The sequence below is a fragment of the Thermocrinis albus DSM 14484 genome (assembly GCF_000025605.1).
Lineage (GTDB): Bacteria > Aquificota > Aquificia > Aquificales > Aquificaceae > Thermocrinis > Thermocrinis albus.
Genome location: NC_013894.1, coordinates 1,380,327 through 1,403,305, shown reverse-complemented (window position 1 = coordinate 1,403,305; position 22,979 = coordinate 1,380,327). Strand labels below are relative to the sequence as shown.

Sequence of the window (22,979 nt, the reverse complement as noted above, 5' to 3'; positions counted from 1 at the left end):
TCTCCTCCTTTCTCTTGAAATTATAATAATAGTTGATTATAGAATCTTCACAATGCGTGCTCTTATACAAAGGGTTAAAACTTCTTGGGTCGTGGTAAATGATAAGGAGGTGGCGAGGATAGGTATGGGACTAAACGTACTTTTGGGCATAGGAAAGGGGGATACCGAGGAAATCGCTCAGAAGATGGCGCATAAGATCCTCCATATGAGGATATTTGAGGACGATGGGGGAAAGATGAATCTTTCGGTTTTAGATGTGAAGGGGGAGATTTTGGTGGTGCCACAGTTTACTCTCTATGCCAACACCAAGAGAGGTAGAAGACCTAGTTTTGAAGATGCGGAAGAACCCTCTAGAGCAAGGGAGCTGTTTCAGTACTTTACCCAGATACTTTCACAGCATGCTCCTGTGAAAGCGGGAGTTTTCGGAGCAGACATGGACGTTTTTATCCTCAACTGGGGACCTGTAACCTTCTTGGTGGAGATCTAACCCACCTTGAGGGGCATAAGACGGTAAGGTTTTAAAAGCCCGTCCTTTATGAGACCTACCCCCAGGAACTCTTCACCTTCAAACAGCCTTACGTAGCCGTTAAAGTGAGTTTTAAGATGGATAGCGTTTCCGTTCTTTATGGGACGAGCCTGAGAACCACTGAGGTACACTGCTGGTAGAAACTGGAGGGCATCCCATATAGGTATAAGAACACCCATAACGTCTTCCAAGGACATGAGCCTTTCAAAGGAGATAGCCATGCTAACGCTAAAATTACCTACAGCTGTTCTCCTGAGATCTTTCACGTAAGCACCACACCCAAGCTCCATACCTAGATCATGTACCAAGCTGCGCACGTAAGTACCAGAGGACACGGTGTAGAGAAGTTTTATCACAGGTATATGGCACTCCAACACCTGAGCCCTGTAAACCTCCACCTCTACCGCCTTCAGTTCTATGTCCACACCTCTCCTGGCGTACTGATGAGCTCTTATCCCGCCCAACTTCTTGGCAGAGTATAGTGGAGGCTTCTGAAGAATACGCCCTCTGAACTTCTCCAGAGCCTTCTCTACGTCCTCACAGGACAGCTTTACTTCTCGCTCCTCTAGAACCTTCCCTTCCTCGTCATAGGTATCTCTTATCTGTCCGAGGACCGCCACAGTTTCGTAAGTTTTAGGTTGCCTTTGAAAAAACTCTGCATAACGTGTGGCTTCTTCTACCAAAACTATCAACAGCCCCGTGGCTATGGGATCCAGTGTACCTGTGTGACCCGCTTTCTTGAAACGAAACTTCCTCTTTATCTCCTCCACCACTTTCATGGAAGTGATACCTTTAGGCTTATCTACCAACAAGATACCCGGAATCATCAGCTCAGAAAGTCCTTCAGATGTTTTTTCATAGCCATGTTACGGAGCTTTCTGAGAGCACGCGTTTCTAGCTGCCTTACTCTCTCCCTAGATATGTTAAGGATCTCCCCTATCTCTCTGAGGGTCCTCGGTTCCTCCCCCCTCAGTCCAAACCTGAGCTCTATGACCCTCCTTTCCTTCTCGGGAAGTTTGTCCAACATCTCCTCTATCTCCTTTTCTAAGAACTCGGTGAGAACCTTTTCCTCTACATCTGCGCTACCGTGCTTACTGAGAAGATCCACAAAGAAAGTGTCCTCGTCCTCTCCAATGGGTGCATCCAGGGAGAGGGGTGCTTTACATATCTGGAGGCATTTCTCCACCTCCTGAGGACTTATTTTCAGCCCCTCCTTCTTGATGCGCCTTTCAATCTCCTCCTCTGTGGGCGGTCTGCCCAGTTCCCTCTCCATCTCCTTCTGTAGTATTTCTTTAGTGTACTCGTAAGCGACCTCTTCCGCTGTAGGTTCCTTCTCCTGCTCCTTGTAGAGTTTACTGTATATACTGGCTATTCTGTTGATAACGTGGGACTGTTTGAGGGGTATACGAACAGCTCCCGATTGCTGGGAGAGGGCCTGCATGATAGCCTGCCTTATCCACCATACCGCGTAAGATATAAACTTAACACCTCTGTCTGGGTCAAAACGTTTTGCTGCCTCCACAAGACCGTAGTTACCGGCCGCTATGAGTTCCGATAGAGGTAGGCCATAACCCTGGTACTGTTTGGCTATACTTATGACGAATCTGAGGTTAGACTCCACCAGTTTCCTCAAGGCCTCCGTGTCACCCTCCTTCGCCCTTCTGGCCAATTCCTTCTCTTCTTCAGGCGTCAGGAGGGGTATTTTAGAAACCTTCTTCAGGTACTGGGCTAGGATCTCCTGCTCTGTGTCGGACATCATCTCCCCTTATCTCAAATATAACACTAAGAACAGATTGTTTCCACCTCTCCTGATAAGGATAAGGGCTCTGTCACGACCAGCACGTTTTATCTCCTCTATTCTTTGCCAGAACTGAGTAGAGTTGTCCACCGGTTGGTTGTTGACAGAGATGATAACATCGCCGGGTCTTACACCGCTTCTGTAGGCTGGACTCCCCGGAACCACTCCCATCACCAGTACACCCTTGACGCCAAGTCTTGACTGTTCGGTAGGTGTCAGGTCCCTCAAGGAAAGTCCTAAGTTTTCTGTTTGCTGTGGTGCCTCCGCTGAAGGGGGACTTTCTGGTAGCTCTCCTACCACCACCTTCACGTCTGTTTCCTTCTTGTCCCTCACTATGCGTAATGTAACCTCAGTACCAGGTTTTGTTTTCATTACCCTGAACTGAAGATCCCTTACTTCTGATACCTTCTCTCCGTTTATGGCTATTATTACGTCACCAGGTCTGAGACCAGCCTTGGCAGCCGGGCTGGATGGCATGACTTGAGCTATCAGAACGCCTTCCTTTATACCTATGGTTTCCGCTATTTCAGGTGTTATATCTTGTATCACCACACCCAACCATCCCCTAACTACTTTTCCTTTCTCTATGAGCTGGTCTGCCACCCATCTAGCCAAGTTGATGGGAATGGCGAAACCCAAACCCTGCCCTTCCGCTACTATGGCGGTGTTGATACCTATCACCTCGCCCTTTATGTTAACCAAAGGTCCACCTGAGTTACCTGGATTTATGGCAGCGTCTGTCTGTATGTAGCTCTCATACTGGGTAAGTCCTATGGATCTGCGTAAAGCGGATATCACTCCTACCGTCACGGTCCTTTCCAAACCGTAAGGGTTCCCTATGGCTATCACCAACTGACCCACCTTAAGGTTATCGGAGTTGCCCAGCTTGGCCACACGAGCGGCGGGGTTATCTATACCCTTTGCGTCCACCTCTAGAACGGCTACGTCTGTGCGAGGATCACCTCCTACCAGTCTTGCGTCCTTCTCCATGTGAGGGTCAAACCTCACTCTGATCTTTTGGGCGTTCTGAACCACATGATTGTTGGTTAGTATGTAAAACTTACCATTTTTGTAGTCTATTATGACACCAGAACCTAAGGACCTTCTTTCCTGTGGTATCTGGAAGGGGAAGGGGAAGGGAAAATCTTCATCGAAGGGATTTATGTTGACTTCCTGCCTACTAAGCACAGTGACCACAGAGGGGGAAACGCTCTCCACCACCTTTGTGAGTTCTTTCTCGAACTGTTCCAACACAGGTGTCTGAACCACAGCAGGCGTTACCTGTGGCTGTTGCACCTTTTGGGCCTTACACCCATCCAGTAGAATCAGGGAAAAGAGGAAGGACAGTGCCAAAACCAACATCTTAACCCTCCTCATCTTTCTCACACCTCACAGTAAAAGAATAACACCACAAAGGAAGTACTGTCAATTTTGCTTATAAGATCGGCCAAAGCTTTTCTGGAAAGTACCCTACCAGGTTCCCGAGCTGGGTTATACGTGCTTCCCGTGTAATGCAGAAAGCGCACCAGATCCATACCTCTGAAGGGTATGGCTATCTCCCTTATAAAAGACACCGCTATCTTTCCTCCCCACTTTTCCAGATGATACAGAACGACGTCCTTCTGTGGAAAAGGAAAACCAGTGTGGGGTAGACTACCCTCCACGGGGAGAGCGCCGAGAAACCCTTTTCTTACAACTCGCAGTATCTCCGGTATGCTTTTGGTTAGATCTGTCCAATGTAACGAGAAGTTGCTGATGGCAAAGTCAAAGCTTTTGTCCTTAAAGGGCAGATGATGAAGATCACCCACCACCGCTGTTCTTCCTGTTTCTCTGTAGCGCCGTGCCATCCCAGAAGATATATCTACACCCACAGCTTCAGCTACACCTTGACTGGCCATACCTGTGCCACAGCCGGCGTCCAACACTCTACCGTACAGAGGTCTTATACTTCTGAGAATCTGAGCACTCTCCCTCTGGGGTATAGCCCACCTGTCATAACTGTGACACGCCCTTGAGAACCTTACGGATAGTATCCTCATGAAGGGGAAAGTGTCCTCCTGCAAAAGATAAGAATTTAGCCTTCGGTAATCTTCTGTAAAGATCCAAAGCCGCCCTTAAGGGCACTACCTGGTCCAGAACTCCGTGCAGTATTATCACAGGTTTCCTAATGGTGGGTAGTAGAGGAAAGAGATTTAGGTTCATGTAGTCTTCGAGAAGTTCCGTCGCTCCATCTATGTCCAGAGCATCGGTGAACTCCCTCCCGTAAGCCAGTCTTCTGAAGTGCCACAAAAAGCTGTCCCTTTTCTGTCTCACTTTCAGCAAGAAACCCCTTAAGTTCTTCTCCGGCCAGTACCTTCTGAAATGAGCGGTCGTACCTATGAGTATGAGGGACTTCACTTTCTTGGGAAAGCGATGAGCCAGCAGAAGAGCCACACTACCCCCCAAGGACCAACCTACCAAAAGGCTGTGGGGAGGCACTCTAAGGGCGATTTCTTCCACCAACTTATCTAAAGAGGTGTACCGAAGGGAGGACCTCCCGTGATAAGGGAGGTCTATCTTAATACCTTCAAAATGACGAAACACCTTGGAGCTGAAACCCCATCCGTGCAGAAATACGTTAGCACTCACACTCCTTTATACCCATCTTCCTGTAAAGAACCATCACAGGACACCAATTGGTAAAGGCAGATTGAATCTGATTTATGGCCATAAAGAGAATAAAGGCCTTCCAGAACCAATGTATGTCGGAGGGTAGTATGGCCACCAGAAAAACTAACAAAAGAACGCCTCCTGATGTGAGTCTCAGAACTCTGTCCATCGTCATTTCTCTCACCTCCTTTAGAATATAATTATATCCTAATTATTCCCCCTCCCAACAGTACATCCCCCTCGTAAAAGGCACAAACTTGCCCGGGTGTGATGGCCCTTACAGGTTCCTTGAGGTAAACTTTGTAACCGTTAGGAAGCTTCTCTATGTCTCTAACCTCTACCGTTTTGCTCCTGTATCGTGTCTGTACCGCAGGTCTGCTCCACAGATGCATGGGAAGATGAAAGTTTATATCCTCCAGTAACAACCAGTCCTTGTAAAGCTCCTCTTCGTCTCCTACAAACACTGTGTTGGTGATGGGGTCAATACCTGTCACATACACAGGTTTTCCCAAAGCTACCGAGAGGCCTCTCCTCTGACCCACTGTGTAGGCGTAGTAACCCCTATGCTTACCTACCACTTTACCCTTGTAAACGATAGGTCCCTCTCTCTCCCCCAGTATATCCTTCATGTACTCTCCAGGTGACCTCCCCATGAGAAAACATACCTCTTGGGAATCCCTCTTGCGTGCCGTGGGAAGTCCCTTCTCCTCCGCTATCTTTCTCACCTCCTCCTTTGTCTTATCACCGAGGGGAAACTCCAGTAATGGTATATCTTCTCCCCTTACAAGAGCCATAAAGTAAGATTGGTCTCTGGTAGTGTCCTTACCCCTAGCAAGGAGAGAGTAGCCCATGTACTGGATCTTTCTCACGTAATGGCCTGTCGCCAATCTGTCTATGAGGGCTACATTACGCAGGTAACGAGCCAGAAAACCCGTCTTCACCTCTCTGTTACACACGGCACAGGGATTGGGTGTGATACCTTCCTTGTACCCTTCTACGAAGTACTTGATAACTCTTTCGTAAAAGATCTTTTCCCAGTCGAGGGTTATGTGAGGTATACCTAACCTCTGGGAAACTAAAACAGCGTCTTTAACATCTTGGGGGGAACAACACACACGCAGATCCTCTGTATTACAGACAGCTTTGTAAAAGCGCAGTGTTACACCTATAACTTCGTGACCCTCCTCCTTCAGTAAAAGGGCGGTCACGCTACTGTCTACACCACCACTCATTCCCACTGCTATACGCATAAGAAAGAATATATGGCTATAATACAACCATGGCTTATCAGGAATACATACCGCCGGTTTTAAAAAGGGCGTTGGAGGTGCTAACTTATATACCCACCTACGGCGAGAGGAGTGCCTCTCGTTTTGTGTACAACTTTCTAAAACTGAGCCCAGAGGAGCGTGATGAGATCCTAAAGACTCTTTTTGAACTCTCTCGATCTGCCAGAAAATGCAGCGAGTGTGGTCTTGTATCCGATACGGATCCGTGTAGGATATGTAGCGATACTAAGAGAAATAAGCGCTTTTTGTGTGTGGTAGAGGAATCTCAGGACGCTTACGCTATAGAGCGTCTGGAGAGATACACAGGTGTGTATCACGTTTTGGGAGGGAGGATAGCACCCTTGGAGGGTATCTCCGCAGAGGACCTCAACATAGAAGGCCTTCTTAGGAGAATAGAAAACTACGGTGTGAAGGAGGTTATACTGGCCACAAACCCCAACGTGGAGGGAGAAGCAACGGCCAACTATATTCTTTCCCTCATAAAAAAACGCTTTCCTTCTGTCAAAGTTAGCCGTATATCTCACGGTCTGCAGTTTGGATCCCTCATAGAGTTGGCAGACGATCTGTCCTTGGAAAGATCCATAGAGAACAGACGCTGATAGGTTTCTCTCCTCTTATTTTAAGCAGGAAACTTTATGCTATCTTAAACTCTAGAAGTGTCATCTAAGTAATTTTCTAAAGTGAGAAGTTTTATATAAACAATCAAAAAGGTTATCTTTTAAAACTCCATATTCCATAAAACCAAAAGTTAGCAGTCTATACTTTTTCAGTGTTTTTATGTAATCCTGTTGACTCATTTGAATCATATCATCAGCTATCACATCAGCTCTTTTATTATGTGGCATATAAAAAGCTAATCCTACGGGTTTACCAAATCTACTAAAGTAGTTAAGATTCGCAAGTATTCTTTGAGGATTTCCATAACCATTATTTTCTTCAGATTTCTTATCCATCATACTCTGGAAAAATATAGCATTGCTTTTTTCTATTACTGGTTTAAAATAATTTATAAAACTCTGTCCTCTTTCAAACTCTACTAACCAACCACCAAAACATGTACCTACATAAGCAGAAGGATGATAACTTTGAATTATATCTATAGCACTTAACAGGTTATCTCTTAAACGAGAAAAATATTCTTCTGTAGTATTGTTGATTACATCTGAATAAGCTAAGGGATTGCTACAAGTTCTATCATATCTGCAAGCAGTGTATGTAGATTGTTCAGCAGCAAGAACAAAATACAACTGCGATTTATAATCTTTTAGCCATATACAAAGTTTTTCTACATCTTCCAAAAACTGCCGAGAAATATGATAATTTCCGTAAGTAGGACCTCCAAGAGCAGGATTTTGTCCATCATAGTTTTCCCATGAAATTATCATAAATCCAAGATTCAAAGAAGACCATGTTTTAAATTTTCCTTGGTTATACCACTGTTCGAAATAACTCATACTCGGAGAGTAAACATTTCCGTTTGTATCAACAGCCCCATTTAGCCAGGCTTGTACAAAATCTGGTCTTAATAAATCAAAAACTCTTCTACCATCTGGATCTTGTGCATCAATAAGTTTTGCTGGATCTTCACCTAAGCCAAAAGGTATACTATTAAAAGAAATACTGCCAGATGAATTGCTACTAGAACCTCCACAACTACTAAGAACAAGAGAACCAAGAGCTATTATAAACTCCCTCCTATTCATGTCAGCACCTCCTACTCATTATTTTAACCTCATGTATATCTTAATTTCTTCATCTTTATAAACTGGATAATAATAAATTGATTTTTCAGACTTTAATTCTGGTAAGCTATTTAATACTCTGTCTGATTCTGAAGCTATATTTACTATTATCCATTCAGCAAATAGTTGCGGCGAAGTAATAGCGGAATAGAATTCATACATATAAGGTAGAATAAAACGTTTAGTATCTTTAGAAAAATACACTATTGGAAATCCCCAAGAATCATCCATAAGTATATGTCCATCTGAACGAGTATTTATAAAATCTGCTACTTTTTTATATTCCACTAAATTTTCTTCTATTTTCATACCAAGTATTGCCCGTGCAAAAGTCCTTTCATTATAATCTGGAGAAAATGGAATTAGTACAAAACTGAAAATAATGGTAATAAGAAAAACAAATTTTAACTTTTTAGCTTCTGAATAGAAAAGCATGAAGAAAATACTAAAAAGAACAGCATTTACAAAAAACCCTTCTATCATCTTTAATTTGAGGAATATGAAAAAAGTGTATGCAGGAAGAAGATATAAAAATTTATAGGTTTTGTTCTTTAAATAAAAGAAACCAAAAACGTAGGGAAATATAAAAGGAAGGAAATAAAAGATAATTAGAGGAAAAGAGATTTTTAATATTGAAGATGATGGAAAAGACTTAAAATATGAATACTTAGAGTGAATAAAGTTTAATGGATCACCCACAAACACCCAATTTAGATACATCCATGAAAGGGAAAAGAAGAAAATTGGTGTATTGAATACGGTCATAATAGCTATTTTTTCTTTCCAATTTTCAGTCCTTATCAAGAAAACAAAAAGTAATATCCAGAAAGGTATTAGAAAAACAGTTCTAAAATCCACAAAAAAGGAAAATCCATATAAAAGACCTGCAAGAAAAAGATATAAAGATAATCTTTCTTCTATAAATCTTATAATAAAAATAACGGTCCATATCAAAAACATATAAAAAAGTAAAAGAGAAGGCATTTGTGTAGAGAGAAACAGATATAAAAAGGAAAGTAAAAAGAGTATACTTAAATAAAGACTAAATTTTCTTTGAACCGTAAATAAAAAGATAGTGTTAATAGATGCAGAAAGAAAAGCTACAGCTGTAGGTATATTTTTAAAAATAAGAAAAAATAGAAATACTAATGGAGGATATACAAAACCAATGTTTTCTAACCTTGGAGGCATTCCCTCTGTAGCTAATTTTGCTTTTTCTGCGAAAAACAGTAAATTAAGATGAATATAATTTTTTTCTTCAATAAAAACTGAAAGAATTATATAATACAAAGCAAAAAATGTAAGAAATACTGTAAAATACCAAAAACTCTTTTTAGCTAGCATGGCTTATAATAGGAGGTTTATATTTTGTAATACCGTGTTGTGTTTTTTGCCAGTAAAAAGGTTTAACAAAAAGTTCATACAAAGCTTTATAAGATGCTATAGAGTGCAGTACCCAGTAAACAGGATTTAGAAACGCGTAGGGTAATAATTCGTAGTATCTTCTTCTAAAAACAGCTATCATATTGAGATATATTCCTATAAAATTACCAAATAGCAAATTAAACAATGAAATGTATAGCACAACAGGAGGGAAAATTGGTTGTAAGATTTGAGTTTGAGTTATTAACCATACGATAAAGATAAACCACATAATAGGATTAACAAGAAATGTAAAGACTGTACCACCTATAAGAAGGTTAAAACCTATAAAACCTTTAAGCCCCACAGCTTTATATAATTTACCCAAATTACGTGAATGAACTAACCAAGTTTGCATATAGCCTTTTATCCATCTGGAACGCTGTCTTATCCAGTTTCTATAGCGAGCATTGGCTTCTTCGTATGTAGTAGAGTTTATCACTCCAACCTTATAACCTTTACTAAAAGCTCTAACTCCAAGGTCTGCATCTTCCGTTGTATTAAATGAATCCCATGCACCTATTTCTTTAAGTTTTTCAACATCAAAATGGTTACTCGTTCCACCTAATGGGATAGGTAAGCCGAGTTTAAAAAGACCAGGCAAGAGATAGTCAAACCAGTAAGAGTATTCTAGCGTAAACATTTTTGTTAGGAAATTTTCATCTTTGTTGAAATAATTTAGTTGTGCTTGAAAACAAATATACTTGTCCCCTCCTTTTTTAAATGCTATTACTGCCTTTTTTAACTGATCTGGTTCAGGAATATCTTCTGCATCATAGATAGTCAGATATTTCCCACGAGCAAAGAAAAGACCATAATTACATGCCTTTGGCTTTGTTTTAGGTTGACTTGTGGGTACTATAATAAAACGCCAATTAGCTGGAGGTTGATGTGCTTTAGCTGCTTCTAATGTTTCTTTATCATCTTCTTCTAAAAGAAGTATTATATCTAACTTATTTTGAGGGTAGTCCATTTTCTTTAGACTGTTTATCAAAATTCCTATAACTTCTGGCTCTTTATAAACTGGAACCAAAATCGTATAAACAGGAAGATTTTCTTCTTCTAAATTTTTTACTTCTTCATCTGTAATAAATTGCGTCATTTCAGTTGTTGCACCAGCTAAACTTACTATAAACTTGAATAACAAGGAAATAAGATAAAAAAATTGAACAATACTTAAAGAAAAAATTGCTAAAGATATAGGGTCGAAATATAACCATAACAAAGCTAAGAAAATTAAAATAGCCATTATTAATACTTGCGTTTTAGAGAATACCAAAGAAGCACTCAATTCTGGAGTGACATAAAAAAGACCATGTACAGCTCTATCAATATACTTTTCTTTAAAAGCCCATTCTAATGTTTTTATCAAGTCTAAATCTGTTATAAGCTTCAATGTAATATTTTTATTTTTTTAAATACTTTTCGCTAAATTCTCTGAGTTTTTCTGAATCCGGGTATGACGTATAAACCAAAACATTTTCTCCTTCTTCTTTAGCTGGTATGCATTCATATCTTGCTAAAATATATGGATCAAACTTTTTTAAAAAGTTTAAATCTATAAATTTTGTAACATTTGGATAAAAATTAAGCTCGAGATTCAATTGTTCTGATAAAACTTTATATAAATCTAACCTTTTTATATAACCTAAAGATGCCAATATCCATCCTAATCTTCCTCCATACTTCCTTTGATATTGCAAAGCTTCTTCTAATTGCTGTTGTGTTATAAGTCCTTTTTCTATTAATATTTGACCTATCTTCTTAAAATTTGATCCATAGGCTCCCATAGGCTCCTGCCCCATCACCAGTATTCCTCCCAAAAATAACTTTGTGTAATCCAAAATTTATTGAAATATTATTATTTAACAAAATTCTTGGACCAATGTAAATTTGAATTAATTTATAATCAGGCTCTAAAGTTATATTATAACCTAAATTTTTTCTTTTACCATTACCCAATCCTATTTGTGCATCAATAATGCCTAAAAGCTGAAAATTTTTAGTAATACTATAACCACCCATTAAGTAACCTCTAATTTGATCAGAGGGATAGCCAAAGTAATATCTATATCCTATTCCTGTATCTATAAAACCTTTTCCAAAGCCTCTCCCATATAAAATACCACCCTCCAGCCCAATCCTTCCATATCCAAGCCTTGGATTGTCATGAATAGAATAACCAGTTGGTAAAATAGCAACACCGTAAGCTGATAATACGTATGAATTATTTTTGACGAGCTTTCTTATAATACCTGCTTCTATATCAGAAAAACCAGATGTTTTTGCATCTCCACAAGATAACCATTGGTAAGGAACTTTAAAGATGAGAGTATCTTTGGAGGAAATACCATACTCAGCATAAAGTTCAATTTCTTCCTTTTTAAAACTGCATCCTATAGGTTTTCTATTGCCATTTTTATCAAAAAATTTGTCTGCTTTGTAAAATCTTGGTGTTAAGCTAATAAACAATTCTCCTTCTTCTCTGCCAAATGCTCCAGCATAAATCCGCTTTATAGGATAAAATATTGCAAAGAATATTATGATTAATAAAAATTTTTTCATTGTACTACCCTCCTTGTCAGCTTTTTATAAACATATCCTAAAAAGAGAATAGATATTAATCCTATTGCTATAATAACAATAAGTTTATACTTATTCCAATAATAGGCTATTCCTTTATCCACTGTATAGGTAATGCTTAATTTTTTACCTACTTGGTAAGATATAAAATAATCTTGAGTAAATATTCCTACATTTCCAAAAAGCCTATAAAGGTTTTCAAAATTCATATTATAAAATATAGAATCACACTCCTGTCTCCAACATTGTATTGCAAGAACTGGAACTTTATCGTATTTTCCTACCTGTAATAAAACAAAATTTTTGTAATATTTAGAACTAAAAAGAGAGACATCTGTTAGGGGGTTTTTTACAATAAATTCTCCCTTGTCAGATTCTACAGGTAGGTTTATATTTGAATCTAGGCCAAAAAGTATTATGAAATCGTAGTTTTTCGCATTGTTGTCAATGTTTGCACTTATATCTACTCTATCTATAAAAGTATTTCTCTTTCCAAGCTCTGAAAGAAAATTTATTAGATATGGTATAAAACTTTGGTCTTTCACTACAAAAAGCACTTTTCCGTGAAGAGATTTTATAAAATCTGAAATGTTGTAAGGTGTTTTCTCTACAGAATTCCAGTAAAAATAAGAGTCATCAAAAACTGTCAATTCACCTTCAACAATTGTTCCAGAACATTCGCCAGGGGTAATATTTCTGCTAAAAGTTACTTTAAGTGTATTTGGTCCATATTGTAATACTGATAAAGGAATAGCAAGATCAAAAGTTTTATCGCCATATCCATCTAAAGGATAAGCTTGTATTAGCTTATCATTAAGATATATCCTTAGATTTGCTTCGTGTGATTTTATTACAGGAACAGGAGTGTGGGCTATGTGTAGTTTTAATCTTAAATCTTTAGGAATTCCTCTAAACTGTGAAGTGTTAATCGTAAAGTATTGGGATATATTGATTAATCCTTTGGAAGTAGAAGTAGTATAACCAAGATCTGCAAAAGTAAGTAGATTTTGTTTATCAATTTTTTTCTTTTTCTTAATTAGGTTTCCTATATCTACTTTTGTTCCTATAGCAAGGAAATCAGTTAATGATTCTTTTATTCCATCTAATCCTTTGGGAGAAATTTTTAGAATATTTCCCTCTCTTTGGATACCTTCTGTATTACTATCATAAGTTATTTTATATTTTGAAGAAGGATCATTAAATTTTACACTGGCAAAAGGATTCTGTTTAGAAAGATAAAAAGCTAAAGAATAAAAATCTAAATTTCCTGAAGGTAAAATAGAATAAAAGGGTTCATAACTCTTAAAAACACTGTAAATATCTCCAATATCTTTATAATTTATAGTAATCTGACTGTCTTTTTTAACTATCAAATAAGATTGACCTTCAATTATATCTTTACATATATTATCTGAGTAGCCCAAAAATCCTCCAATAGTTATTTTGATGAAATCTTTATTTTGATAAGCTGGAAGATTTATAGTTACTGCTGGTGGAAGCTCATTTCCTTTAAAAGAAACATACGGAATATCATCTACATATATTCTTACATAAGAATCTTTTCCTAATCCCCAAGCTTCTAACAATAGATTTATTTTACCTCCTTTATAACCTGGATAGACAGGAATATAAAAACTCCACGATGGATAAACTTCTTTAAGTACTAAATCTTCAGATAAAATACCAAACTGTTTAAATGTATAAGTAATTGATTGATAACTAGAAATATTGGAATTAAGACCTTCAGAAGAAATACCTAACTGCTTAGATGTATAAGTAATTGATTGATGATTGGAAATATTAGAATTAACTTTTTGTCTTTTTGTATAAGATTTCTTAGGTGAATTATTTGTTTGGATAAAAATTTTTTCTTCAATAATAAATTGTTCTGCTAATGTACCTGATGTTACTAAAAATAAGAAGAGTGTAAAAATTTTAAAAGCATTAAACCTCATTATTTCCTTCCTTCTTCCACACTGATATTATAAAAAAGGTACAATAACCGACCACTATTATAAGGTAAAATGACCAGCTTGTCAAAAGAGTAAAGCTTTTGATAGACCCCCGATGCCTAAAGCTCCCAACTTCAGGACCCTGCACTACAGGCTCTCAAAGATGGATGTAAACCTGTGAGACTTCATTCTTTCCCTCATAAAAAACGCTTTCCTTCTGTCAAAGTTAGCCGTATATCTCACGGTCTGCAGTTTGGATCCCTCATAGAGTTGGCAGACGATCTGTCCTTGGAAAGATCCATAGAAAACAGACGCTGATAGTTTTCTCTCCTCAGTATCTTCTGCTTTACACCCGGCACAAGAAGAGCCACCCTTCTGGGAACACCTTCCTCTAAAGAAGGCGCATGCATACCACCCACCAGAACCACCACCCTTGAGTCTTTCTCCTTTTCCAGAATACGGGCTATGGCCAAGGCCATACCAGAATCCCATGCCGTCTGTACATCCAGAAAGCTATGGACATCCACCTTAGGATGCTCTTTGAGTACTCCTAATAGAAGATCTTTCTCCTGCTGTGTGGGCTCCATGGGTGGATAGGGCAGAGCTGGATCCCTCACTTTCTCTAAGCCTTCTTCCCTTACTTTTTTTACCAGCTCTGTGGGTATGTTGATGGCGTAAATCTTTATACCCTTTTCTTTGGCATACCGCCAGATGGGAGCATAGAAGGAAGGATCATAGCCCCATCTTTTTCTGTACTGGGTCTTTTGGAGCATCTCCTCTTCAGAAATGTCGCAGGAGATGTATTGATCCAGAAAGGTTTGAAAAGGTTGCTGAAACATCTCCATGGCGATAACCAGCTTCTCTCCGGACTCCCATATTTTCCTTATAACCTCCAGCTGGAAAGCGTGATCTTCTTTGCTGGTATGTTCCTCAGGAATGTATATGACGCGGGCATCACCTATGAGGAGACTTATGGTGAGAAGAAGGGAGAGCATCAGATCTTTCCTAGAATTTCCGTCTCTTTAGCCTCCGTCAGTTTGTTGATCTCATCTATGTACTTGTCGGTGAGCTTCTGGAGCCTTTCCAGAGCCCTCTTTATCTCATCTTCCGATATACCCTCCATATCTTCGATCATCTCTTTAGCATCTCTCCGTGCGTTCCTTACGGCAACCCTTGCCTCTTCTGCCATCTTGTGGAGAAGTCTTACCATCTCCCTCCGTCTCTCCTCTGTTGGGGGTGGTAGGGTGATGCGAAGGGTGTTGCCTTGTTTCTGAGGTGTGAGCTGTAGGTTCTCCATTATGGCCTTCTCTATGGCGGACACCGCGTTAGAGTCCCAAACCTGTATGAGGATCTGGTTGGGTTCGGGGATTGTTATACTACCTAGCTGCTTTATAGGTACCTTAGAACCATAGTAATCCACTTTCAACTCCTCTACGAGGGCGGTGCTGGCTCTTCCTGTCCTCAGTCCTGCTATCTCGTTTTTGAAGTGATTTACCGCTTTTTTCATGTCTTCTTCCGCACTTTTGAAAATATCCTCCAGCATGCCTTCACCCTCCTGTATATTTTACTCTCTTACCAGACTTCCCACCCTCTGACCACTGACCGCTTTGAGAAGATTGCCCGGTTTGTGGATGTTGAGAACCATTATAGGGATCTTGTTCTCCATACAGAGGGTGAGAGCGGTGTGGTCCATAACCCGTAGGTTCCTGTTTATCACTTCCTTGTAGGTGATCTCCTCTATGAACTCCACGTTGGGATCCTTCTGGGGATCGCCGGTGTATATGCCATCCACCTTAGTGGCTTTTATAAGAAGCTGGGCTTCTATCTCCGCAGCCCGAAGGGCTGCAGCTGTGTCTGTGGAGAAATAGGGGTTTCCTGTACCCGCTGCAAAGATCACTACTCTCCCCTTTTCCAGATGCCTTATGGCACGTCTCCTTATGTAAGGTTCTGCCACCTGCCTCATCTCTATAGCTGACAAGACTCGTGTGGGTATCTGGGCCAACCTCTCCAGAGCCGACTGGAGGGCTAAGGCGTTTATAACGGTGGCCAGCATACCCATGTAATCTCCCGTGGCTCTATCTATACCCATACTGGTGCCTTCAAGACCCCTGAATATGTTGCCTCCTCCTATGACCACCGCTGTTTGAACACCCGCAGTGACAAGGGACTTTATCTCCTCACTTATGTAAGCCAAAAATTCTGAATCTATACCGAAACCCTGTTTACCTGCAAAAGCTTCTCCAGAAAGTTTGACAAGCACCCGAGTGTACATTACAGTCCACCTAGCTCGTACCTTACAAACCTCACTATATGGACATTACCTACTTCCTCCAGATACTGCTTCACCGTTTTTTTCTCGTCTTTTATGAAAGCTTGTTCTAATAGGACCTTTTCCTGATAAAACCTCTTGAGCTTACCTTCCACTATCCTGTCTATGAGGTTTTCCGGTTTTCCTTCCTGTCTCGTTTGTTCAGCCAGTATCCTTCTTTCTCTTTCCAGTACGTCAGCCGGTATGTCCTCAACCTTTACGTACTCTGCCTTCATAGCGGCTATCTGCATAGCTATGTCCTGCACTGTTCTGAGAACTTTCTCCTCCAAGGTAGGAGCTTCAAACTCCAGGAGAACACCCACTCTTCCTATGCCGTGCACGTAAGCGTGCACGTAACCTTTGGCATCGTAACGGGTCCATCTGCTGAGCCGAATGTTTTCACCTATCTTGGCTATGGCGGACTTTATCAGTTCGTCCACTTTGATGGAAGGATCTTGGTAGAAGGGTTGGGAAGCTATATCCTCACCTGTGCCTTGGCGGTCAGAGTTCTCATCTACATTGGCTATGTGCTTTGCCAACTGGAGCGCCAGCCGGGAGAACTCCTCGTTCTTAGCCACAAAGTCCGTCTCACAGTTTAGTTCCAAAAGCACACCTCTCTTTCTGTCTTCCGAGACGTAAGCGTATATAACTCCTTCTTTAGTTTCTCTACCAGCTTTCTTTTCGGCTTTGGCCAGTCCCTTTATTCTCAGTATCTCTTTGGCCTTCTCCAGATCTCCTCCCGCCTCCTCTAAGGCCTTTTTACAGTCCAGCATACCGGCACCTGTCATCTCCCTCAACTTTTTAACAAGATCCGATGTGATCATGTTTCACCACAGTACCCGAGCTCACACTCTTGCTCGGGGCCGGGCTACTTGTAACGCGCCCTTTATGGGTGTCCAGAGACCCGGCAGGCGCCATTTGGACACCCTCTTGACATTAATCCATATCTTCCTCCGCTCCCTTGTCGATGTACTCGTACTTTTCGGACATCTCCATAGCTTTTTCGAAGAGGGCTCTTTCTTCTTCTTCCACTGTGATGACCCTTTTTCTGACCACCTCCATGGTGGCTGCTTCCTCTCCAAGAGACTCCCTTCTCGTCTTACCTTCTATGATGGCATCCGCTATCTTAGAAGTCAGCAGTTTTATGGACTTTATGGCGTCGTCGTTACCGGGAACAGGGTAGTCTACTAAATCTGGATCACAGTTAGAGTCCAGTATGGCCACCACCGTTATACCCAGCTTCCTGGCTTCTTGAACCGCTATGTGCTCTCTCACTGTATCCACCACCCAGATTATGTCAGGTAGTCTCGTCATGTTGACTATACCACCATAGAGCTTACGCAGTCTCTCCATCTTTCTCTTGAGAGCCCGCACTTCCTTCTTAGGCAGGACATCAAACACACCCTCTGCCTCCATCCTCTCTAAGGTCTTCAACTTGAGAATGCTTTTGCGAACGGTACGAAAGTTGGTGAGTAGTCCGCCTACCCATCTTTCGTTGATGTAGTGTACTCCCGCTCGCTCTGCCTCTTCCTTAATCACGTCCTTGGCCTGCTTTTTGGTACCTACAAACAGTACTTCCGCACCTCGTGCCACACTATCCGCTACAAAGTGATAGGCTTGCTCTAGGTAGACAAGGGTTTTGTTGAGGTCTATAATGTGTATGTCGTGGCGCACCCCGTATAGAAAGGGTGCCATCTTTGGGTTCCAACGGCTTTTGGTGTGACCAAAGTGGACACCTGCCTCCAGCAGTTCCCTCATAGATACTACAGCCATACCTACCTCCTTCTGGGTTTTGCCTCCCTTTCCCGTCACCCCTTTTGGGGCAACCCAGATGGGAAAGGTGCGGTCTGAAGAAGTTATTATAGCATAAGCTCCTCTCTGGTAAAGCGGTAAATTCTGCCACAGAACTTACAAACCACCTCCGCAGGACCTTGCTGGAGTACTTCGTTTAACTCCTCCTCCGACAACAGCAGGAGACTTGCCTTGGCTATATCCTCAGTGCAAGGACAGTAGTACTCCACTTCCTTGAGGCCTACCAAACGGGGCTCCATGTCTCCGAGAACTTCCGTGGCTATGTCTTCAGGTCTTTTACCTTCCTCCAGGAACTTCTCTAAGGGAGGGAGCTCTTTAAGTCTTTTCTCCATAAGTTCCTCTGCTTTAGGTGAGGTACCTCCCATCATCTGGACCATGTAAGCACCGGCAAAGCGTACTCTTCCTTCATCATCCAGTTTTACCGCCATATCCACCACAGTTTTGATCTGCTCAGACTGGTGGAAGTAGTACTGGAGAGTGTCCTTCACCGAGTTTCCTACAACAGGCACTATGCTGGTGTAAGGAACGCCTAGCCTCAGTTCCTTTATAACGGTAAGATCCCCTTTCCAGTATCCCGTTACTTGGCCTTCTATAAAGCCCCTCACTCTGCCTTTACCGTCAGCCTCAGCTACCACACTGCCTTCTTCTAGGTTCAGCTTAAAAAGAACCTTTTGATGGGTGGCGTGTTTTACCAGGGACGACAGAAGCAAGGCAGCCAGGAGAGCTTCTCCCAGTAGGAGAGCTTCCGGTGGCGCCAGATTATGCACGCGCCGTGCCGTTTCCACTGTACGGTTGGCACGCACCACATACATCCTTATAGGTTCGTGGCGGGGCACCGCTATCACCATATAGTCCCTATCCTCAAAGTAATCTCTCAGCTCTTTTCTACTTTCGTCGTTAAGTTCTCTGTAAAGCATAGATAACTAATTTAAACTCTCCACCTTTCTTGGAGGCTCCTGAGGGCTCTGTGGTTGGTAAGATCCAGCTGGAGGGGTGTTATGGAAACGTAACCGTGATAGACGGCCCAGTAATCGGTTCCTTCCTCCAGTTCCCAGCCGAACTCTTCGGCGGTTATCCAGTAAAGGGGTCTGCGCTGTGGATCTAAAAGGCGTAACACTTTCTCTTTGTAAGCCCTCTTTCCCTGACGAGTGAACATAAACCCTCTGATCTCATCGGGAGGTAGGTTAGGTATGTTGACGTTAAGGTAAGTGTCCTCCGGCATACCATACTGGAGTACCTTTAGGACCACTTCTTTACACACCTGAGCCACGCTCCTGAAATCAACCTCATCCCTACCAAAGGCGGAGAAAGCTACCGAAGGTATACCCAGTATCCTCCCTTCCATAGCACCAGAAACTGTACCTGAGTAGGTTATATCCTCCCCCAGGTTGGGACCTTCGTTTATGCCAGAGCATACGAGGTCCGGTTTCTTACCTTCCAGGATCACGTAATAACCGAGGTGAACGCAGTCGGCGGGTGTCCCTCCTATGACGGTCCAGAAATCTTCATCTACCCTCCTTATCCGTAAGGGCATGTTAAAGGTAAGAGAATGACCAACACCACTGAGATTCCTGTCGGGGGCCACTGTAACCACTCTGCCCAGCTTCTTCAGCTCTTCCCTCAGAGCCTGTATACCGGGAGAAAAGTAGCCGTCATCGTTGGTTATAAGAAAAACGGGCATGAGAGAGAGTGGATTTTAACACATACAGAACGAACATAACACCCCCTATCACCGCAAGGAGCGTACCTAGTCCCATAAGAAGGAGAGCACCCAGCACGAAGGGATCCTGTGTGTAGGCAGTACCGTAGGTTTTACGAGGTGCACCTTTCAAACCGGCTAAGTATAACCCCAGTATAAAGAGAACCATACCCACTCCGTAGAGATACACCTGTGTTAATGAGAAGGACCTGCTTATCCTTCTCAGTATTCCCCACTCCTGCATAAGGTGGTAGGATAAGGTCATAAGAGCCAGTGTAAGAGATGTAACAGCACCGTGGTAATGAGCTGGGACACGCAGATCCGCCTTTATACCCCCGTAAGCTATGATCACTCCTAAAAAGTAAAGGAGGAGGGAGATGAAGAGGGCGGTAGGGTAAAGATGAGTGAAGGAAAGGGGTCTTAGGTTTCTCACCACGTAAAACATGTGGAAGAATATGGGAATGCCTAGTCCCACTGCGTAGGATATCTCGGTAAAAACGATGGCATCACGGGATATGGGATCGCTGAACACTAACGGTACAGATGTCAGAAGTACACCAAACAAGAGAAAGGGTACAAAACTCATCCACAGACGAGAGGATCTTACCCCTTTTCCAGTTAGATACAGTAATCTGTACCAAGTATGTATGAGAACAGAGCCGTTGATAAACTGATGTATGTGACCCGGTGCCCAGTAAAGCCTTTCGTAAAACCTATAAACTTCTGCAGGATCACCTGCGCGAAGGGAGGAGAACACAAAGGCCACCAACATCAGGAGGGAGAGAATTACAGAGGTAGATAGGGATGACCTCTTGGGATCATCACTACGAAAGTCAGCTATCGCCTCCTTTAGTCTGAGAAAAGCTGATAACCAAAAGGCGGTAAAGAAGAGACCGGCTCCTGTAAAGAAGAGAGGATGAACCAGTGTGGGAAGGTAGTTGTTGGACACAGGAAGTCCAAGCCCCAGTAAGGAGGACATACCTATGAGAACAGCACCAAGACTGGCTAAAGGGAAAGTCACCTTCTCTTCCTTTGGGTAGTATTGGTTCCACAGAAGCATGGTGAAGGAAAGCAGGAAAACCACTATAGCCAGGTCCACATGTCCCGTGAGAGCATGGTAGAAGTACCCGGGTGGGAAGAGATGTTCCACTCCGGGAGTTCTAGCCATGGCTACCAGAAAGGCAAAAAATCCCCCTACACCTAGAGAGAGAACAGCCAGGTAAAACCACCATCTTTCCATGATCACCTCTCCATGTTGAACACCATAAGAGAGAAGAGAAGTGCTATGTAGAATATGGAGTAAGTGAAGAGAAACATGCCGTTCTCTCTGCGAGAGAAAACGAACCTCAGGGTGAGGATTATGTACAGGGCACTGAGGACAAAGGCACCCAAAAGGTAAACTTTACCAGCCATTCCATAAAAGTAGGGAAGTAGACTAAGGGGCAGTAGAGCGGACGTATAAAGAAGGGTCCGTATCTTGGTGTACTCCACACCCTTGACGACGGGCAACACAGGAATACCAGCCTTTCTGTAATCTTCCAGATACTTTATAGCCAAGACCCACGAGTGGGGAGGTTGCCAGAAGAACATTATGGCAAAGAGTATGGCAGCTTCCGGGGTAAGAGTTCCCTTGACGGCCGCGTATCCTATAACGGGAGGCATAGCACCTGAAACACCTCCTATCTCCACGGCCCACGGGCTACGCCTCTTAAAGAGAAGAGTGTAAACCACTACGTAGAATAAGGAAGCCAACCCCGTCAAGAAGGCTGCCAATAGGTTTACGGCCAGTACCATGACGGTGAGGGATGCTATCAAAAGTAGAACACCCATGATGAGGGCCACCAGCGGTGGAAGGCTACCGGAAGGTAGCGGTCTATGACTGGTACGGCTCATGCGAGCATCTATATCTCTGTCCAGAAACTGGTTAAGGGAGGCAGATCCTGCAGAAGCAAGTCCTGTCCCCACAAGGGTCCATAAAACCAGAGAGGGCTCCGGAAAACCTCTCTTAGCTATGTACATTCCCGTGAGGGTCGTTATGAGAACCAGGAGAACTATGCCGGGCTTGGTGAGCACCAAACAGTCTCTCACCACATGACTGTATTCGGCCACTTTACCGAAGCTCTTCACCACCATCTTACAACCTCACACGCACATGATAAGTTAAAAAGGCGAAGAGAAAAAATCCGCTGGCGGTATCAAGAAAAACCAAAGGAAGAAAGAAGCCCGAAAGTACCATAGATACAGCAAAGACAAACTGGACGTTTATGAGAAGGAAGGCAAAGAGAGCCAGCTTATCCCTGAAGCGAAGGAGATAGGCCAGAAACATCAACCACGTGATGTAAGCGAGGTTTCTATGAGTAAACTGCAACGCCACCTTCCAATCATCCATGGGAGGTACAAGGTACCCCGCACAGGTAGGCCACTCGTGCCCACACGCTTCGCCGGAACCTGTATATCTCACAAGAACACCTGTCATAATGGTTACAAGGGCCGGTACGTACACCCATATAGGTATGTAGCTCTCTCCCTCCTTTTTGTAGAGAAGCCTGTAAGTGACGACAAGAGCTCCCAGTATTATCATAGATTCGTAAATATGGAAAGACTCTAAAAGCATATGTTCTACGTACTTGAGATGAGGAGCTTCGGATTTTATCATCTTCATACCGGTGAGGGCTGCCGACAGGGTGAAGAGGAGAGCTATACCTGTTGTAAGTTTCGCAGGTCCTCCTATGTTACGCCAGACAGCCACAGTACTCAAAAAAACGAAGAGACCAGCTAGGCCACTCACCGTCCTGTGTCCCATCTCCATGCGTGCGGACAGATCCTTAGGTAAGCTAAAATCACCGTAACACAGTGGCCAGCTGGGGCATGCCAAACCCGAGTCGGTGCTTCTCACCATCCCTCCCCATATCATAACCACGTAAGTAAACAGAATGGCAAGCAGTAGGAGAGCTCTTCTCATGAGGCTATATTATAAACCTTGATATGATTTTTTCATAGGTGTGGTATAATTTATAAGCTGTACGGGGTGTAGCTCAGGTGGGAGAGCGCTGGCTTTGGGAGCCAGAGGGCGCAGGTTCAAGTCCTGTCACCCCGAGGGCCCGTAGCTCAGCTGGATAGAGCAAGGGATTTCTAATCCCTAGGTCGGGGGTTCGAGTCCCTCCGGGCCCGCTTGACACAAAAATACTAAACCCTTATC

The 22,979-nt window shown here is 42.5% G+C and carries 25 protein-coding genes and 2 tRNA genes; 4 read left to right on the top strand and 23 right to left on the bottom strand.

Going from position 1 to position 22,979, the window contains the following annotated elements; genetic code table 11:
- The first annotated feature begins 52 nt into the window (after positions 1-52).
- The gene (gene dtd / locus THAL_RS07635; protein ID WP_012992537.1) at positions 53-487 is read left to right on the top strand and encodes a D-aminoacyl-tRNA deacylase; all 435 of its coding nucleotides are present in this window, start codon (positions 53-55) and stop codon (positions 485-487) included.
- On the opposite strand, the gene truB is transcribed toward dtd, so the two are convergent.
- The 7 genes from truB to mnmA are packed head-to-tail and all read right to left on the bottom strand — an operon-like array spanning position 484 to position 6,223.
- A complete protein-coding gene (truB, locus tag THAL_RS07630) occupies positions 484-1,353 on the bottom strand; it encodes a tRNA pseudouridine(55) synthase TruB (protein ID WP_012992536.1) in 870 nt (289 codons plus the stop codon). The two genes, dtd and truB, sit on opposite strands and share 4 nt — an antisense overlap.
- A complete protein-coding gene (locus tag THAL_RS07625; RefSeq protein WP_012992535.1) occupies positions 1,353-2,285 on the bottom strand; it encodes a sigma-70 family RNA polymerase sigma factor in 933 nt (310 codons plus the stop codon). Before THAL_RS07625 ends, truB begins: the two co-directional genes overlap by 1 nt.
- 6 nt (positions 2,286-2,291) lie before the next feature.
- A complete protein-coding gene (locus THAL_RS07620) occupies positions 2,292-3,701 on the bottom strand; it encodes a Do family serine endopeptidase (protein ID WP_041434281.1) in 1,410 nt (469 codons plus the stop codon).
- A 5-nt stretch (positions 3,702-3,706) separates the two neighbouring features.
- The gene (locus THAL_RS07615) at positions 3,707-4,363 is read right to left on the bottom strand and encodes a class I SAM-dependent methyltransferase (protein WP_012992533.1); all 657 of its coding nucleotides are present in this window, start codon (positions 4,361-4,363) and stop codon (positions 3,707-3,709) included.
- Positions 4,317-4,952: an alpha/beta fold hydrolase gene (locus THAL_RS07610; protein WP_012992532.1), complete on the bottom strand. Its 636-nt coding sequence runs from the start codon at positions 4,950-4,952 to the stop codon at positions 4,317-4,319. The genes THAL_RS07615 and THAL_RS07610 overlap by 47 nt, the downstream gene beginning before the upstream one ends.
- Positions 4,942-5,142: a YgaP family membrane protein gene (locus THAL_RS07605; RefSeq protein WP_245522238.1), complete on the bottom strand. Its 201-nt coding sequence runs from the start codon at positions 5,140-5,142 to the stop codon at positions 4,942-4,944. Before THAL_RS07605 ends, THAL_RS07610 begins: the two co-directional genes overlap by 11 nt.
- Positions 5,143-5,173: 31 nt before the next feature.
- Positions 5,174-6,223 carry a tRNA 2-thiouridine(34) synthase MnmA gene (gene mnmA, locus THAL_RS07600; RefSeq protein WP_012992530.1) on the bottom strand — a complete coding sequence of 350 codons (1,050 nt, stop codon included), beginning with the start codon at positions 6,221-6,223 and terminating at the stop codon, positions 5,174-5,176.
- Positions 6,224-6,252: 29 nt separating this feature from the next.
- On the opposite strand from mnmA, the gene recR reads away from it, so the two are divergent.
- On the top strand, positions 6,253-6,861 hold the full coding sequence (recR, locus tag THAL_RS07595) for a recombination mediator RecR (RefSeq protein WP_012992529.1): 609 nt from the start codon (positions 6,253-6,255) through the stop codon (positions 6,859-6,861).
- Positions 6,862-6,921: 60 nt separating this feature from the next.
- Here recR and THAL_RS07590 read toward each other — a convergent pair whose 3' ends face one another.
- From THAL_RS07590 to THAL_RS07515, 16 genes are all read right to left on the bottom strand, one after another.
- Positions 6,922-7,965, bottom strand: a complete 1,044-nt coding sequence (locus tag THAL_RS07590; protein WP_012992528.1) for a hypothetical protein — start codon at positions 7,963-7,965, stop codon at positions 6,922-6,924.
- Between the two features lie 18 nt (positions 7,966-7,983).
- On the bottom strand, positions 7,984-9,348 hold the full coding sequence (locus tag THAL_RS07585) for a hypothetical protein (RefSeq protein WP_012992527.1): 1,365 nt from the start codon (positions 9,346-9,348) through the stop codon (positions 7,984-7,986).
- Complete coding sequence (locus tag THAL_RS07580; RefSeq protein ID WP_012992526.1) at positions 9,338-10,822, bottom strand: glycosyltransferase; 1,485 nt, start codon at positions 10,820-10,822, stop codon at positions 9,338-9,340. Before THAL_RS07580 ends, THAL_RS07585 begins: the two co-directional genes overlap by 11 nt.
- Positions 10,823-10,832: 10 nt before the next feature.
- Positions 10,833-11,231: a cyclic di-GMP-binding domain-containing protein, MshE-related gene (locus tag THAL_RS07575; RefSeq protein WP_012992525.1), complete on the bottom strand. Its 399-nt coding sequence runs from the start codon at positions 11,229-11,231 to the stop codon at positions 10,833-10,835.
- Entirely contained in the window at positions 11,191-11,991 is an 801-nt protein-coding gene (locus THAL_RS07570; RefSeq protein ID WP_012992524.1) for a hypothetical protein, read from the bottom strand. The genes THAL_RS07575 and THAL_RS07570 overlap by 41 nt, the downstream gene beginning before the upstream one ends.
- Complete coding sequence (locus THAL_RS08205) at positions 11,988-13,964, bottom strand: cellulose biosynthesis cyclic di-GMP-binding regulatory protein BcsB (protein ID WP_012992523.1); 1,977 nt, start codon at positions 13,962-13,964, stop codon at positions 11,988-11,990. The genes THAL_RS07570 and THAL_RS08205 overlap by 4 nt, the downstream gene beginning before the upstream one ends.
- A gap of 236 nt (positions 13,965-14,200) precedes the next feature.
- Complete coding sequence (locus THAL_RS07560; protein WP_012992522.1) at positions 14,201-14,956, bottom strand: ChaN family lipoprotein; 756 nt, start codon at positions 14,954-14,956, stop codon at positions 14,201-14,203.
- Positions 14,956-15,504, bottom strand: coding sequence for a ribosome recycling factor (gene frr, locus THAL_RS07555; protein ID WP_012992521.1), 549 nt, complete (start codon positions 15,502-15,504; stop codon positions 14,956-14,958). The genes THAL_RS07560 and frr overlap by 1 nt, the downstream gene beginning before the upstream one ends.
- A gap of 21 nt (positions 15,505-15,525) precedes the next feature.
- On the bottom strand, positions 15,526-16,233 hold the full coding sequence (pyrH, locus tag THAL_RS07550) for a UMP kinase (RefSeq protein ID WP_012992520.1): 708 nt from the start codon (positions 16,231-16,233) through the stop codon (positions 15,526-15,528).
- Complete coding sequence (tsf, locus tag THAL_RS07545) at positions 16,233-17,093, bottom strand: translation elongation factor Ts (RefSeq protein ID WP_012992519.1); 861 nt, start codon at positions 17,091-17,093, stop codon at positions 16,233-16,235. The genes pyrH and tsf overlap by 1 nt, the downstream gene beginning before the upstream one ends.
- Positions 17,094-17,205: 112 nt before the next feature.
- On the bottom strand, positions 17,206-18,042 hold the full coding sequence (gene rpsB, locus THAL_RS07540) for a 30S ribosomal protein S2 (RefSeq protein ID WP_012992518.1): 837 nt from the start codon (positions 18,040-18,042) through the stop codon (positions 17,206-17,208).
- 86 nt (positions 18,043-18,128) lie between these two features.
- Positions 18,129-18,998, bottom strand: coding sequence for an Hsp33 family molecular chaperone HslO (locus tag THAL_RS07535; RefSeq protein ID WP_012992517.1), 870 nt, complete (start codon positions 18,996-18,998; stop codon positions 18,129-18,131).
- 11 nt (positions 18,999-19,009) lie between these two features.
- Complete coding sequence (gene surE / locus THAL_RS07530; RefSeq protein ID WP_012992516.1) at positions 19,010-19,762, bottom strand: 5'/3'-nucleotidase SurE; 753 nt, start codon at positions 19,760-19,762, stop codon at positions 19,010-19,012.
- Positions 19,734-21,020: a cbb3-type cytochrome c oxidase subunit I gene (locus THAL_RS07525; RefSeq protein ID WP_012992515.1), complete on the bottom strand. Its 1,287-nt coding sequence runs from the start codon at positions 21,018-21,020 to the stop codon at positions 19,734-19,736. Before THAL_RS07525 ends, surE begins: the two co-directional genes overlap by 29 nt.
- A 2-nt stretch (positions 21,021-21,022) precedes the next feature.
- The gene (cyoE, locus tag THAL_RS07520) at positions 21,023-21,913 is read right to left on the bottom strand and encodes a heme o synthase (protein ID WP_012992514.1); all 891 of its coding nucleotides are present in this window, start codon (positions 21,911-21,913) and stop codon (positions 21,023-21,025) included.
- A 1-nt stretch (position 21,914) separates the two neighbouring features.
- Positions 21,915-22,742, bottom strand: a complete 828-nt coding sequence (locus THAL_RS07515) for a COX15/CtaA family protein (protein ID WP_012992513.1) — start codon at positions 22,740-22,742, stop codon at positions 21,915-21,917.
- Between the two features lie 62 nt (positions 22,743-22,804).
- Between THAL_RS07515 and THAL_RS07510 the strand changes: the two genes are divergently transcribed.
- Positions 22,805-22,877: transfer RNA gene (locus THAL_RS07510), tRNA-Pro, on the top strand.
- Positions 22,878-22,951: transfer RNA gene (locus tag THAL_RS07505), tRNA-Arg, on the top strand.
- Positions 22,952-22,979 lie beyond the last annotated feature (28 nt).